The following is an 11,749-nucleotide window of genomic DNA, read 5'->3' as shown; positions in this document are numbered from 1 at the left end:
CGCTGGTGTTCCTGATGGCGGTCACCTATTAGGTTGGAGTCGTCGCGGATGCCGCTGTTGTAGCCCTGGCCCTGCCACACCGGCATCAGGTGGGCGGCGTCGCCGGCCAGCAGCATCCGGCCGGCCCGGAACGACCCGGCGATGCGCGACTGGTGGGTGTAGACCCGGCTGCGGATCACGTCCACCCGGTCCGGGTGCGGCACGAACGGCGCCAGCAGCCGCTCGATGAACGCCGGATCGGTGGCCTGCTCGTCGGTTTCGTCGGCATGGATCATGAACTCGAACCGCCGGATCCCGTGCGCGATGGAGATCGACGCGTACGGCCGGTCCGGGTCGGCGCCGACCTCGCTGTTGGGATGGCCGAGGGGGTCGTTGGCCAGATCGATGACCACCCACCGGGTCGCCGAGGTGGTCCCGTCGAAGGAAACCCCCATGAGATGGCGGGTGGCGCTGCGGCCGCCGTCGCAGCCGACCAGGTACTGGGCCCGCACCGCGGGAACGCCCGGCCCGAACTCGACGGTGACACCGTCGGCCGTCTCGCGCGCCGATTCCATCCGGCGACCCCAGACCACCTCGACGTGGCCGAACCGGTCCAGACCGGCCAGCAGCTCGGCGTCGACCATCGGCTGGACGAAGCCGTTGCGTTTCGGCCAGCCGAAACGTGCGTCCGGCGGCGCCATTTCGGCGAGCAGGCGCCGGTTACGGTCATAGAAGCGCAGGATCTGGTTCGGGACGGTGTGCGGCACGATCGCCTCGACCAGGCCGACCGATTGGAACGTCCGCAGCGATTCGTCGTCGAGGCCCACGCCGCGCGGATAGTCGATGAGGGTGTCGCGCTCTTCCACGACAAGCGTGCGCACGCCCTGCAGCCCGAGCGCGTTGGCCAGGGTCAGGCCCACCGGGCCTGCCCCCACGATGACGACGTCGACCTGCTGCGGTGTCATGGCCGCCCCAGCAGGAAGTCGAGATGCAGCCGGTTGAACGTCTGCGGATCCTCGTACTGCGGCCAGTGCCCGCAGCCCGGCATGACCTCGAACCGGGCGCCGGGGATCATGCCGGCGATCCGGCGGCCTTCTGCGACGGCGGCGGTCGGGTCGTCACTGGTCCACACCACCAGCGTCGGCGCGGTGATCGAACCGTATTCCTTTTCCCCCAGCAGGTTCCGCGCCCGGATCCCGGGATCCTGCAGTGCCATGATGTCGCTCATCGCCGAGACGAACCCGGGCTGGCGATACACCCTCCGGCGACTGGCCACGATGTCGTCGTAATCCTTGGACTTGTCGGCCATCAGCCATTTGATCCGGGCCTGCACGGTCTCCCAGGACGGATTCTCGGCCGCCGCCATGGACAGCGTCACGATGCGCTTCATCACCTCCGGATCGGCCTGCGACCCGCCCGCGGTGTTGAGTACCAGCCGGTCGACGCGGTCGGGATGGTCGATCGCGGCCCGCGCCGCCACCCATCCGCCGAGCGACTCACCGGAGATATGGGCACGTTTCGCTCCGATCGCATCGAGGAAGCCCATGAGGTGCCCGACGTAGTGCCCCACCTCGAGGGGATGGCCGGGCTTGTCGGTGTAGCCGTGTCCGAGCATGTCGATCGACCAGGTGGAGAAGTACTCGGAGTGGGATGCGAGATTGCGGACATACGCCTCGGCATGCCCACCGGACCCGTGCAGCAGCACCAGCGCGGGCAGCCCCGGGTCACCGGCATGCAGGTAGCGGGTGCGCACTCCCCCCACATCGAGGTATCCCTGCTCGAATGCGACACCCTGCAGATCGCTCCACACGCTCTCGAACTCGGCGGCCGTTGCCGACCCCGTCGTCGATCCGGCGGCAGTGCTTGTCATGGTCCCCTCTCAGGACTCTTGGAGAATTGTATTCTCGTTTTTCGTAAGCACTTTGCTCATTTATCGCACATCAACGTGCATTATTATCAGAGCATCACTCTCGTCGAACTGTCTGTCAAGGAGGGCGCGATGCCAGCCAGGGCGACCCGGCCGACACCGGGATCCAAGGCCTCAAACGGGGTACCGGGTTCGCAAACCCTGGCCCGGGGGCTGAGCGCGCTGCACGCGATCGCCAACGCCCCCACCGGGCTGACCGTGCAACAGGTTGCCGACCACGTCGGCGCGCACCGCACGATCGCGTATCGGTTGCTGGCCACCCTGAGCCAACACCGGTACGTGGCACGGGGCGAGGACGGCCGGTACCGCCCGGCCGCGGCGTTGGCCGTACTCGGCTCCTCGTTCGACAACAACCTGCGCCAACTGTGCGTTCCGACGCTGCGGGCACTGGCCGACGAACTCGGCACCACGGTCTCGCTGCTGGTCGCCGAGGGCGATCAGCAGGTGGCCATCGCGGTCATCGTGCCGACCCAGGTGTTCTACCAGCTGTCCTTCCACGAGGGCAGCCGCCATCCACTCGACCGCGGCGCGGCCGGGGTGGCCCTGCTGGCGACCAGGCCCGCCCGCGCCGGTGAACGCGATCTGGTTCGCCAGACCCGCGAGCAGGGCTGGGTGATCACCCACGGTGAGGTCGAACCCAACACCTACGGCCTGGCCGTGCCGGTCCGGCGGCGCCCGCCGTCGCCGCCGACCTGTATCAACCTCATCTCGCACCGTGAAGACGTCGTACTGGGCGGCCGGGAGGCCGTCGTGCGGGCGGCGGATGAACTGTCGGCGATCCTGCACTGAAAGGCTATGCACAGATGACTGATTGGTCCGATTGGGATGACGAGGTCGACGTCGTGGTACTCGGCAGCGGAGGCGCGGGCCTCACCGCGGCGCTGAGCGCCGCCGTGAACGGGGCGTCGGTCGCCGTCTACGAGAAGGCTCGCACGGTCGGCGGGACGACGGCGGTATCGGGCGGAATCGTCTGGATCCCCGCGCACGAGCGTGCGGCCGACGGGCCGCTGCCGTTCACCGAGGCCATGGACTATCTGCGGGCACAGTCGCTGGGATACATGGACGCCGACCTGGTCGACACCTTCGTCCGCACCGGCCCGGCGATGCTCAACTTCGTGGAGGCCAACAGTGAACTGAGATTCGCCGTCGCCGAAGGATTCCCGGACTACAAACCCGAGCTGCCCGGCGGGCGGCCGGGCGGCGGCCGGTCGTTGAGTGCCGGTCCGATTGACCTGGCCCGGCTCGGCGGGTGGCGCGACCGGATCACCGCGTTCCCGGCGGATTTCAGCAATGTCGGGATCGATGCCGAGACGCGCGCCCGGATCCACGCGGTCCACGACGACCCGGACGCCGACCTGTGCGTGGCGGGCACCGCGCTGATCGCGGGACTGCTTCGCGGCCTGCTCGACCGCGGCATCGAGCCGGTCACCGGGGCCAGGGCGGTCGAGCTGTTCGGCGACGGCGCGATCACGGGCGTGCGAATCAGTGTTGACGGCAGCGATATTCGGGTGCGTGCCCGCGGCGGCGTGGTGCTGGCCACCGGCGGTTTCGAATGGGACGCCAAACTCGTCGAGGCCTATCTGCGCGGACCCATGCACGGCCCGGTGTCACCGCCGAACAACACCGGCGACGGCCTGCGGATGGCGATGGCGCACGGCGCCGACCTGGCCAACATGGGTGAGGCGTGGTGGGTTCCGGTGGTCCAGATCCCCGGCGACACCATCGACGGACACCCGCGCAGCCGCAGCGTCCGGCTGGAACGGACCCGCCCCCGCAGCGTCATCGTCAACCGGGCCGGGAAACGGTTCGTCAACGAAGCCGGCGAGTACAACTCGATGGCAGGCCCGTTCCAGTACCTCGACCCGAGGGCCGGCTACGCCAACGACCCGGCCTGGATCGTCTTCGACGCCCTGCATCTGCGGCGATACGGATTTCTCGGAGTGGAACCCGGTGGGCCGGTACCGGATTGGTTCTGCGCCTCGGACAGTCTCACCGAACTGGGCGCCAAGACCGGGATCGACGCCGACGGCCTGGCCGCCACCCTGGCGCGGTGGAACGACAACGTCGCGCGCGAGGTCGATCCCGACTTCGGCCGCGGCGCAAGCGCCTACGACGGGTACTGGGGCGACCCCGACGCCGCGACCCCTGCCGGGCAGACCCTCGGACCGGTCGACACCGCACCGTTCTACGCGGTGCCGGTGAAGGTCGGGGCGATGGGCACCAAGGGCGGGCCGCGCACCGATCGCGACGGCCGGGTCCTGCACGTCGGCGGCACCCCGATACCGGGGTTGTTCGCCGCGGGAAACGCCATGGCCGGCGTGACCGGCAAGGCCTACGGCGGCGCGGGTGGCACCCTCGGGCCTGCCATGGTGTTCGGCTACCGCAGCGGATACGCCGCGGCGACGGGTAAGTCGGTTTCTTGACGTTCTCGGCTAGGGTCGGGTCGTGCTCTGGACTCCGCGCAGCGCCGCACAGACCCGCATCCTCGATGCCGCGCTGGAGCTGATCGCCGAGCACGGGGTCGGCGGAACCTCGCTGCAGATGATCGCCGACGCCATCGGGGTCACGAAAGCCGCCGTCTACCACCAGTTCAAGACCAAGGAAGCGATCGTCATCGCGCTGACCGAGCGTGAACTCGGACAACTGGAGGACGCGCTCGAGGCCGCCGAGGCCCAGGGCTCACCGACGCGGGCCCGCGAGGTGCTGCTCACCCGGGTGATCGAGATGGCCGTGGAACGTCGCCGCGCGGCCAGCACGCTGCAGTTCGACCCGGTCGTGGTGCGGTTGCTGGCCGAACACGAACCGTTCCAGCGGTTCATCGACCGGCTCTACGCGGCACTGCTCGGCGACCAGTCCGGAAGCCGGGCCCGGGTGCACGCGGCGGTGCTGTCCGGGGTGATCAGCGTCGCGGTGATGCACCCGCTGGTGACCGATATCGACGATGACACGCTGCGCGGCGAACTGCTGCAGACCATGCGGCGCATCCTCTCGCTGCCGGATTGACCGGCCCGCGATCAGCCGGCCGAGTCGGCGATCAGCCGCGCGGCCGCCGTGTACGGATCGCTGCGCCCGTCGGCCACCTCCGCGGCCACCCGGTCCAGTTCGGCGTGGTTACGCAGCAACGTCTGTGCCAGTGACAGGATCTGAGTCCTGGCCCTGGCCGTGCGGCGCTCCGCGGTGTCGGTCCGGTGGTGCGCGTCGATCGCCTCCACCAACTCGTCCAACCCTACCCCTTGCGAGGCAACGAGTTTGAGCACGGGCACCCTGGTCTCGGCCCGGAGATCACGCGCGGTCTGGTCGGCACCGTCGCGGTCGGCCTTGTTGACCACGACCAGATCGGCCACCTCGAGCAGACCAGCCTTGGCCGCCTGCACGGCGTCGCCCGCCCCCGGGTTGAGGATGACCACCGTCGGATCGGCGATGGCGGCGATCTCGATCTCGGACTGCCCGACGCCGACGGTCTCGAGCACGATCGGGTCGTAGGACAACGCCGCCAGCAGCCGGATCGCCGCGGGCACCGCGGCGGCCAGCCCGCCCAGGTGTCCGCGGGCCGCGACCGAGCGGATCAGCACATCTGGATCGCCGATGTGGGCGGCCATCCGGATGCGATCGCCGAGCAGGGCACCCCCGCTGTAGGGCGAGGACGGGTCGACGGCCAGCACCGCCACCCGCCGCCCCTGCGAACGGTACGCGCCGACCAGGGCCGCGACCGTCGTCGACTTCCCGGCGCCGGGTGGGCCGGTCACCCCGACCACGGTGGGCGCCGCGGGACGGAGAACCGCGAGAACCTCGTCGCGGTGGTCACTTTCGACCAGGCTCAGCAACCGGCCCGCGGCCCGCATCGATCCGCCCCGCGCCGCGGCGATGAGCTCGGTGATCTCCATCGGATCCGACTCTAGGACCCGGACCCGACCGCGGCTGCAGGCATCGACGTCTCCCTGGTTCACTCGGCATGAGAATGTTATTCTCATTGTCAGAGAGTATCAGTTGCACAGAGGGGAACCCTATGGAGATCGCCGGAAGCTCGGCGCTCGTGGTCGGCGGTGCGGGCGGCCTCGGCGAGGCGACCGTCCGGCGCCTGCACGGTGCCGGCGCCAAAGTGGTGGTCGCCGACGTCGCCGACGAGAAGGGCGCCGACCTCGAGAAGGAACTCGGCATCCGTTATGTGCGCACGGACGCGACCTCGGAGGAATCGGTGCTCTCGGCCATCGCCGAGGCCGAAGCGCTTGGTCCGCTGCGGATCTCGGTCGACACCCACGGCGGCCCGGCCAGCGGTGGCCGGCTGGTCGGCAAGGACGGATCTCCGCTGGACCTCGACGGCTTCAAGAAGACCATCGAGTTCTATCTGACCGCGGTGTTCAACGTCATGCGGCTCTCGGCCGCCGCCATCGCGCGGACCGACCCGTTGGCGGAGGGCGGCCGCGGCGTCATCGTCAACACCGCATCGATCGCCGGGTACGAGGGCCAGATCGGCCAGCTGCCGTATTCGGCGGCCAAGGGCGGCGTGCTGGGCATGACCCTGGTCGCCGCGCGCGACCTGTCACCGCTGGGCATCCGCGTCGTCACAATCGCACCGGGCACCGTCAACACTCCTGCCTACGGCAAGGCCGCCGATCAGCTGGAGCAGTACTGGGGGCCGCAGGTGCCCTTCCCGAAGCGGATGGGCCGTGCCGGCGAGTACGCCCAGCTGGCGCAGAGCGTCATCGAGAACGACTATCTCAACGGCGAGGTCATCCGCCTCGACGGGGCGCTGCGTTTCCCACCCAAGTGACCCAAGTGGCCATCCCCTTGCACCGCGAGTTGCACCGCGAGCGTGCGGGTCTGCGGGTGGGCACGCCGGTATTTGTCGGCATGCCACGCACATTCGGCATGCGGTGAGCGTGCGCGGAATGCCGGATCGAGAGGCGTCGCTCGCCGGGAAGGTCGCATTCGTCGCCGGTGCCAGCCGCGGCATCGGGGCTACCATCGCGCAGGCACTGGCCGCCGAAGGCGCCGCCGTCGCGGTCGCGGCCCGCTCCCAGGAGCCGGGCAAGCTACCCGGCACGATCGGATCGGTGGCGGCCGACATCACCGCGGCCGGCGGTCGAGCACTGCCGGTGGCCTGCGACGTCACCAGCGAAGCATCGGTTGAGTCTGCGGTTGCCACAACGGTTTCGGCGTTCGGCGGGATCGACATCCTGGTGGCCAACGCGGGCGTGCTGTGGCTCGGGCCCGTCGAGACCACACCGCTCAAGCGTTGGCAGCTGTGCCTTGACGTCAACCTGACCGGGGTGTTCCTGGTGACCAGAGCCGTCATCCCGCATGTGCGCGCACGCGGCGGCGGATCGCTGATCGCGGTCACCACCACCGGCGTCGGCATGACCGGGCACGGCGCCAACGCCTACTGGGTGTCCAAGGCCGCGGCCGAACGGCTCTACCTCGGACTTGCCGCCGACCTGCGCGGCGACAATATCGCGGTCAATTGTCTGAGCCCGTCGCGGGTGGTGCTCACCGAAGGCTGGCGGGCCGGCGGCATGGGTGTCGAGATCCCGCCCGACATGGTCGAACCGCCCGAGGCCATGGCCCGCGCCGCGGTGCTGCTGGCCGGCCAGGACGCCCGCGGCGTCACCGGCACCGTCCAGCGTTCCGAGGCCCTCACCTTCTAGCTGTTGCACCGCGAGCGACCGTGTCCGTACGCCGACACGCCGTAAATTGCGTACATGTGCGGTCGCTCGCGGTGCAAGGCGAGGCAAAAGCGAAAGGTCAGGACTTGGCGATCAGGCCGTCGAGGATCTTGTTGAAATCGGCGGTGCCGAACGACACGTACTCGGCCAGGTTGGCGTAATCCAGCGACGCCATCACCCGCTGCTCCAGCTGGATGTTCATCAGCCGCTTGGTGGCCTCGACGGCCTGCTTGGGCAGGTCCATCAACTTCTTGGCGCAGGCGATCGCCTCGGCCAGCGGGTCGGCGACCACGTGGTTGGCCAGTCCGAGTTCGACCGCGCGGGCGGCCTTGATCCGCACCGCGGTGAGGGCGAACTCCTTGGCCTGCAACAGGCTGATCTGCGAACCCCACACCAGCGGGCCACCGTCGGCGGCGACCAGACCGATCTGCACGTGCGGGTCGGCGAAATGCGCGGTCTCGGCCATGTACACCACATCCGACAGCGCGGCCAGGCTGCAGCCGAGCCCGACGGCGGGCCCGTTGACCGCGGCGACGACGGGGATCCGGCAGCGCAGCATGCCGATGACGAGATCGCGCCCGTGTTTGATCGTCTTCTGCCGCAGCGCCTCATCGCGGCGCAGTTCGTCGAGGTAGGTGAAGTCACCGCCGGCCGAGAACGCCCGCCCGGCGCCGGTGATCACGGCCGCCCGCGCATCGGCATCCTCGTTGAGCGCCTCCCACAGGCCGGCCAGGCCGACGTGCAGGTTGTCGTTGACCGCGTTCAACGCGTCGGGCCGGTTGAGCGTGATGATGCGCAGCGCACCGTCGGCCTTGACGTCGATTTCTTCTGGCATTCCGTACATGTGCTTAGACTCCCAGTCCGAGAATTCGCGATGCGATGATGTTCTTCTGGATCTGCGATGTGCCGCCCATGACGCTCTGCGCCCGGCTGTAGAGGTAGGCGGCAAGCAGTTCGGGGTCGCTGGTGCCGCTCACCGCGAGTGCCGCATGCCCGACCGACTGCTCGACCCAGGTCATCAGCAACTTGTCCAGCGAACCCTGCGGGCCGTGGGTGATGCCGTCGAGCTGTTCGGACAACCGGCGCCGCACGTGCAGCCGCAGCATCTCGGCCTGCACACCGGCCCACGCCAGATCCTCGGGAACCTTGCCGTCCACCCGGGAGGCCATCTCCCGCACCAGCTTTCCGTACCGGGCCGAGTATCCCAGCGTCGACGGCTCACGTTCGTGGCTGACCACGGTCATCGCCAGCCGCCAGCCATCGCCCAGCCCACCAACCAGGTGTGCGGCCGGAACCCTGGCGCCGTCGAAGGCGACCTGACCGAATTCGGTGGTGACACCGTTGATCATCTGCAGCGGCCGCTGCTCGATGCCGTCCTGGTGCATCGACACGATGAACGCCGAGATGCCCTTGTGGCGTGCGACATCCTTGTCGGTGCGGGCCAGCACGAGGCACCAGTCCGCGACATCGGAGTAGCTGGTCCAGATCTTGTGACCGTTGATGATGTAGTCGTCGCCGTCACGGGTCGCCGTGGTGGTCAGCGACGCCAGATCCGACCCGGCGCCGGGTTCGGAGAATCCCTGACACCATCGTTCGGTGCCGTTGATCATGCCCGGCAGGAACCGCTGCTGCAGTTCCTTGCTGCCGTGGTGTCCCAGGCCGACCACCAGGTAGCCCAGACTCGGGCGGGGCGGTGCTCCGGCCCGCGCGAGTTCCTCGTCGACGATCACGTCATAGACCGGCGGCAGGTTCTGCCCGCCGAACTCCTCGGGCCACGACGTCCCGAAAAAGCCTGCGGCATAGAGGGCCTGATGCCACTCGCCCTGCCTGGCCCAGTAGTCGTCCCCGGAGGCCTTGAACGATGCGGCGTTGTCGGTCAGCCAGGCCCGCAGCCGGTCCCGGAAGGCCGCTTCCGCTGCCGAATCACGAAAATCCAAGATCAGTGACCTCCAAGTCCTCCAGTCGAACGGACCACACCTCGGTGGCCGTCAGGGCGCGCCGCAGATACACGTGTGCCAGGCATTCCCAGGTGTTTCCGATGCCGCCGTGCACCTGGATCGCGGTCTCGCACACCGTGCGGGCCGCGCGTGCGCAGTAGATCTTGGCGACCTTGCCGGCCCGGACCGCATCCGCGGCGCGGAGTTCGTCGACGGCCCAGGCGGCATGGCGCAGCACGCTGATCGAACCCTCGATCAGGGCCAGCCCATCGGCCAGCAGATGCGCGATCGCCTGGTAGGAGCCGATCGCCGCACCGTACTGTTCGCGCACCTTCGCATAGTCGACGGCCAGCGCGTGCGCGCCGCGGGCCGCACCGACCAGATCGGCACTCGTGGTGGCCAGCGCCAGCGCCTGCCAGCGCAACGCCTCGTCGGTGGCCAATTCACCGAGCTCGGTGGGTGATTCGACGACACCCGCGGTGCTTCTGGTCAGATCCACCCCTGCCGTGGCGGATTCGGTGCTGCCCGCGGCCACAGCACGCCCGAGCCTGCGGGTCAGATCGTCGGCGAGCACCGGCCCGAGGAACGGCACGTCGACGAGGCCGCGACCGAACTCCTCGGCGACGATCGCCACCTCGACCCCGGACGCACCGTCGGAGCGCAGGGTGCGCCACTCGGTGGCGGCGACCGTGCTCTCCAACCGGTGGATCCGGCTCTCGTCGGCGAGTTCTCCGACCGAGCCGGGTCCGAGATCCTGCGCGAGTTTCGCCGCGGCCTCTCGCAACTGCTGCTGTTCAGCCGTCAGACGGACGTCCATGCCGCTCCTTGCACACTCGTCGTAACACCTTTCCGGAAGGTAGTCGGGGTATTTCGGTCACGAACTCGACGCGCGCCGGTTTCTTGTAGGAGGCCAGCCGATCACCGACCAGTCCGATCAGCTCCGCCGGCGACACCGCCGAACGGGTCGACACCACCGCGACGATGGCCTCACCGTCGGCGGGGTCCGGTTCGCCGAACACCGCACAGTCGGACACCGCCGGATGTCCGTGCAGCACCGCTTCGATCTCGGCCGGCGCGACCTGGAAGCCGCGGACCTTGATCATCTCCTTGGCCCGGTCGGTGATGTGCAGGTATCCGTCGTCGTCGAGGTAGCCGATGTCACCGGTGCGAAACCAGCCGTCGCAGAAGGCCTCCGCGGTCGCCGCCTCGGGCAGATAACCGGCCATCGCCGATTCCGAGTGCACCTGGATCTGGCCGTCGGCACCGATCCGCACCCGCACACCGTGCACCGGTGTTCCGACGGTGTCGATGCGGGTGTCGGTGAGCGGGTTGCACGCGATGACGGGGAGTTCGGTGGTGCCGTACGCGGTCAGCCAGCGCACCCCCGCGCGTTGGGCCACGATCTGGGCCACGCTTCCGGTCACCGGGGTGGCGCACCACATGATGTAGCGCAGTGACGACAGATCGTGGCGGTCCAGCCCCGGGTGGGCGGACAACGCCAAAGCGATGGGGGCGACGGCCATTTCGATGGTGATGCGGTCGGATTCGATGTGGCGCAGCATCGTGTCGACGTCGAACCGGCGGTGCAGCCGCACCCAGGCGCCGGTGTCGAGCGCCATGGCGATGTTGAGCAGCCCGAGGATGTGCGAGGGCGGCGTCGTGATCTGCATGCGGTCGGCGGCGGTGAACCCGAGCGCGGCCCGCCAGTGCCGGATCGCGGCCGCGAATCCGCGGTGGGTGTGCCGAACGGCCTTCGGCAGGCCGGTGGTTCCCGAGCTGAACACGAACAGCGCGTCGGTGTCGGGATCGGGCGGTTCGTCCGGGCCGGGACGGTCCGGCGGATCGTCGGCGGGCCGGTCGAAGTGCAGCATCGGCATCTGCCCGGCGAGCACCTCGTGATCGCCGACGGCGTGCGCGGGTGCGGTGAGCGTGAGCGCGTGGGTGACCTCGGCGGCCTTCCAGGCCGGGCTGATCAGTACGGCCGCGGCATGCAGCCGCCAGATCGCCCGCAGCGCCGCGACGAACTCCGGCCGGTTCGAGGACATGATCGCCACCCGGTCGCCGGGCCGGACCCCGCGGCGATCCAGCGTGGTGGTCATGGCACCGGTCATCGCATCGAGTTCGGCGCGCGTGTATTCGCGGTCCTCGAATGCGAGCGCGGCGGGGGCACTCACGAGCTGCAACCCCTCTCCTCACGGCACGTTGAGAAGATACTATCATTTATGGAGAATGGTATTCTCGCT

At 69.1% G+C, this 11,749-nt stretch carries 12 protein-coding genes; 5 read left to right on the top strand and 7 right to left on the bottom strand.

The window, feature by feature from the left end; genetic code table 11:
* Both ACWDTP_RS18275 and ACWDTP_RS18270 read right to left on the bottom strand, forming a co-directional pair.
* On the bottom strand, positions 1-944 hold a 944-nt coding region (locus ACWDTP_RS18275), incomplete at its 3' end, for an FAD-dependent monooxygenase (protein WP_450022207.1).
* Entirely contained in the window at positions 941-1,849 is a 909-nt protein-coding gene (locus tag ACWDTP_RS18270) for an alpha/beta fold hydrolase (protein WP_450022205.1), read from the bottom strand. The genes ACWDTP_RS18270 and ACWDTP_RS18275, both read right to left, overlap by 4 nt.
* A 129-nt stretch (positions 1,850-1,978) precedes the next feature.
* On the opposite strand from ACWDTP_RS18270, the gene ACWDTP_RS18265 reads away from it, so the two are divergent.
* From ACWDTP_RS18265 to ACWDTP_RS18255, 3 genes are read left to right on the top strand one after another with little or no spacing between them, the layout of a single operon-like run.
* Positions 1,979-2,695 (top strand): IclR family transcriptional regulator, encoded by a 717-nt coding sequence (locus ACWDTP_RS18265; protein ID WP_450022203.1) that lies wholly within the window; start codon positions 1,979-1,981, stop codon positions 2,693-2,695.
* Between the two features lie 14 nt (positions 2,696-2,709).
* Entirely contained in the window at positions 2,710-4,329 is a 1,620-nt protein-coding gene (locus tag ACWDTP_RS18260) for an FAD-dependent oxidoreductase (RefSeq protein ID WP_450022201.1), read from the top strand.
* A 22-nt stretch (positions 4,330-4,351) separates the two neighbouring features.
* Positions 4,352-4,909 carry a TetR/AcrR family transcriptional regulator gene (locus tag ACWDTP_RS18255; RefSeq protein WP_450022199.1) on the top strand — a complete coding sequence of 186 codons (558 nt, stop codon included), beginning with the start codon at positions 4,352-4,354 and terminating at the stop codon, positions 4,907-4,909.
* Between the two features lie 11 nt (positions 4,910-4,920).
* Here ACWDTP_RS18255 and meaB read toward each other — a convergent pair whose 3' ends face one another.
* Positions 4,921-5,790 (bottom strand): methylmalonyl Co-A mutase-associated GTPase MeaB, encoded by an 870-nt coding sequence (gene meaB, locus ACWDTP_RS18250; protein WP_450022197.1) that lies wholly within the window; start codon positions 5,788-5,790, stop codon positions 4,921-4,923.
* Positions 5,791-5,912: 122 nt separating this feature from the next.
* Between meaB and ACWDTP_RS18245 the strand changes: the two genes are divergently transcribed.
* Positions 5,913-6,677, top strand: coding sequence for an SDR family NAD(P)-dependent oxidoreductase (locus ACWDTP_RS18245; RefSeq protein ID WP_450022195.1), 765 nt, complete (start codon positions 5,913-5,915; stop codon positions 6,675-6,677).
* Between the two features lie 118 nt (positions 6,678-6,795).
* A complete protein-coding gene (locus ACWDTP_RS18240) occupies positions 6,796-7,551 on the top strand; it encodes an SDR family NAD(P)-dependent oxidoreductase (RefSeq protein ID WP_450022193.1) in 756 nt (251 codons plus the stop codon).
* 97 nt (positions 7,552-7,648) lie between these two features.
* Here ACWDTP_RS18240 and ACWDTP_RS18235 read toward each other — a convergent pair whose 3' ends face one another.
* The 4 genes from ACWDTP_RS18235 to ACWDTP_RS18220 are packed head-to-tail and all read right to left on the bottom strand — an operon-like array spanning position 7,649 to position 11,680.
* A complete protein-coding gene (locus ACWDTP_RS18235; RefSeq protein WP_450022191.1) occupies positions 7,649-8,413 on the bottom strand; it encodes an enoyl-CoA hydratase/isomerase family protein in 765 nt (254 codons plus the stop codon).
* 4 nt (positions 8,414-8,417) lie between these two features.
* Entirely contained in the window at positions 8,418-9,506 is a 1,089-nt protein-coding gene (locus ACWDTP_RS18230; RefSeq protein WP_450022189.1) for an acyl-CoA dehydrogenase family protein, read from the bottom strand.
* The gene (locus tag ACWDTP_RS18225) at positions 9,493-10,323 is read right to left on the bottom strand and encodes an acyl-CoA dehydrogenase family protein (protein ID WP_450022187.1); all 831 of its coding nucleotides are present in this window, start codon (positions 10,321-10,323) and stop codon (positions 9,493-9,495) included. Before ACWDTP_RS18225 ends, ACWDTP_RS18230 begins: the two co-directional genes overlap by 14 nt.
* The gene (locus ACWDTP_RS18220) at positions 10,301-11,680 is read right to left on the bottom strand and encodes a class I adenylate-forming enzyme family protein (protein ID WP_450022185.1); all 1,380 of its coding nucleotides are present in this window, start codon (positions 11,678-11,680) and stop codon (positions 10,301-10,303) included. Before ACWDTP_RS18220 ends, ACWDTP_RS18225 begins: the two co-directional genes overlap by 23 nt.
* Between the last annotated feature and the right edge of the window lie 69 nt (positions 11,681-11,749).

Source organism: Mycobacterium sp. NPDC003449, from assembly GCF_053588415.1.
The sequence above is the reverse complement of the archived record's forward strand: the minus strand, read 5'-3'. Positions and strand labels throughout refer to the sequence as shown.

Coding starts and splice junctions, on each gene's coding strand:
- ACWDTP_RS18235 (WP_450022191.1), bottom strand. CDS start 8,413: ATGTACGGAATGCCAGAAGAAATCGACGTCAAGGCCGACGGTGCGCTG.
- ACWDTP_RS18270 (WP_450022205.1), bottom strand. CDS start 1,849: ATGACAAGCACTGCCGCCGGATCGACGACGGGGTCGGCAACGGCCGCC.
- meaB (WP_450022197.1), bottom strand. CDS start 5,790: ATGGAGATCACCGAGCTCATCGCCGCGGCGCGGGGCGGATCGATGCGG.
- ACWDTP_RS18245 (WP_450022195.1), top strand. CDS start 5,913: ATGGAGATCGCCGGAAGCTCGGCGCTCGTGGTCGGCGGTGCGGGCGGC.
- ACWDTP_RS18265 (WP_450022203.1), top strand. CDS start 1,979: ATGCCAGCCAGGGCGACCCGGCCGACACCGGGATCCAAGGCCTCAAAC.
- ACWDTP_RS18225 (WP_450022187.1), bottom strand. CDS start 10,323: ATGGACGTCCGTCTGACGGCTGAACAGCAGCAGTTGCGAGAGGCCGCG.
- ACWDTP_RS18240 (WP_450022193.1), top strand. CDS start 6,796: ATGCCGGATCGAGAGGCGTCGCTCGCCGGGAAGGTCGCATTCGTCGCC.
- ACWDTP_RS18260 (WP_450022201.1), top strand. CDS start 2,710: ATGACTGATTGGTCCGATTGGGATGACGAGGTCGACGTCGTGGTACTC.